Genomic DNA, 284 nt, shown 5'->3' with positions numbered 1-284 from the left:
GGTGCTGCCCGGTCACCGCCTCAAGCGTCACCTCCGGCCGTTCCAGCAAGCGGTACGCCGCCTTGGCACCAGCCCAGCTGCCCATCTGACCAGGCAGCCCAGCCGCCGGCTGCGCCGCCATCGCCGCGCCCATCGTCACCGCCCGCCGCGTCCGGCGATGGTTGCCCAAATCAACCTCGCCCCACTGCCGTTCCGCCCAGCTCCCCGCGTCTTCCATGACCTACAGTCCTGCCTGCCCGCAGGCCAAGGCCCTACGCCGAAGCTGAGTTGTGGGTAAGGTCAAG

The 284-nt window shown here is 70.1% G+C and carries 1 protein-coding gene; it reads right to left on the bottom strand.

Annotated features, from left to right (window positions below; all coding sequences use genetic code 11):
* Positions 1 to 217: IS4/Tn5 family transposase DNA-binding protein (locus tag Q7A36_RS41345; protein ID WP_305109560.1), on the bottom strand; the 217-nt coding region annotated here is incomplete at its 3' end.
* Positions 218 to 284 lie beyond the last annotated feature (67 nt).

This window comes from Paracraurococcus lichenis, assembly GCF_030657435.1.
In the GTDB taxonomy this organism is placed as follows: domain Bacteria; phylum Pseudomonadota; class Alphaproteobacteria; order Acetobacterales; family Acetobacteraceae; genus Paracraurococcus; species Paracraurococcus lichenis.
The sequence above is the reverse complement of the archived record's forward strand: the minus strand, read 5'-3'. Positions and strand labels throughout refer to the sequence as shown.